The organism is Oleiphilus sp. HI0079 (assembly GCF_001635105.1).
In genome coordinates this window covers 1-823 of sequence record NZ_LWFT01000228.1, presented here as the reverse complement: position 1 = coordinate 823, position 823 = coordinate 1, and the positions used below count along the sequence as shown (strand labels likewise).

At 40.8% G+C, this 823-nt stretch carries 3 protein-coding genes; all 3 read right to left on the bottom strand.

The window, feature by feature from the left end; translation table 11 throughout:
• On the bottom strand, window positions 1-399 hold a 399-nt coding region (locus A3750_RS03420; protein ID WP_197474853.1), incomplete at its 3' end, for an FAD-dependent oxidoreductase.
• A 10-nt stretch (window positions 400-409) separates the two neighbouring features.
• Window positions 410-586 carry a rubredoxin gene (locus A3750_RS03415; RefSeq protein ID WP_068450854.1) on the bottom strand — a complete coding sequence of 59 codons (177 nt, stop codon included), beginning with the start codon at window positions 584-586 and terminating at the stop codon, window positions 410-412.
• Between the two features lie 9 nt (window positions 587-595).
• Window positions 596-766: a rubredoxin gene (locus A3750_RS03410; protein ID WP_068450844.1), complete on the bottom strand. Its 171-nt coding sequence runs from the start codon at window positions 764-766 to the stop codon at window positions 596-598.
• Between the last annotated feature and the right edge of the window lie 57 nt (window positions 767-823).

The window sequence follows — 823 nt, the reverse complement described above, 5'->3', positions numbered from 1 at the left end:
AGATAACGAGTTAACAGAGATGCATCTTTCAGAATTTGTTAGTTTAAGATCAACGGGAGAAGCACCTGTTGCCAGGACCAATTGATCATAGTCGAGCTCTCTTTCGACGCCATCTGAATCCAAATAGAATAGGCACTTAGCTTCTTTCTCGATTCCCGTTACCTTTACTTCGCTCAGAATATTAATATTCTGTTCCTGCTCTAAAACAGACTTTCTCTTCATGACCAAGTCTGCGGGGCTTTTCTTCATAGAAATAGCTTTAGACAAATTGGGCTTGTAATACATATCGCCCGAATCTCGTGAAAGCAGAGTAATCGCAATATCTTTATTTAGTAAACGGAGCTCTCTTGAAAGGGTCAATCCAGCATGGCCAGAACCAACAATAACAATGTGTTTCACTTTCCAGTTCCTATTTAAGCAAGTAAAAATCAGATTTCGATGCCGAACACTCAGGACAAGTCCAATCATCTGGGATGTCTTCAAACCGCGTACCCGGCTCAATTCCTTCCTCTGGCATACCCAACTCTTCGTCGTAAATCATGTCACACGTAATACAACAATATTTCCTAAAATTTTCAGTGCTCATGACAGCCCCTCACTTAAGTTTAACTTCTTCAAAATCCGGCTTTTCTCGGACAAAACAGTCCGGGCAAGGAAAATCTTCCGGAATATCCTTCCACTTGGTTCCTGATGGATAACCTTCGTGTTCTGCACCTTTGTCTTCGTCGTAAATATAGCCACAATCTGGGCATTGATACTGAGCCATGTTTGCTCCTTTGTTTTCTTAAGTAATACTTTGTTTAAATGATGATTGAGTATGCGA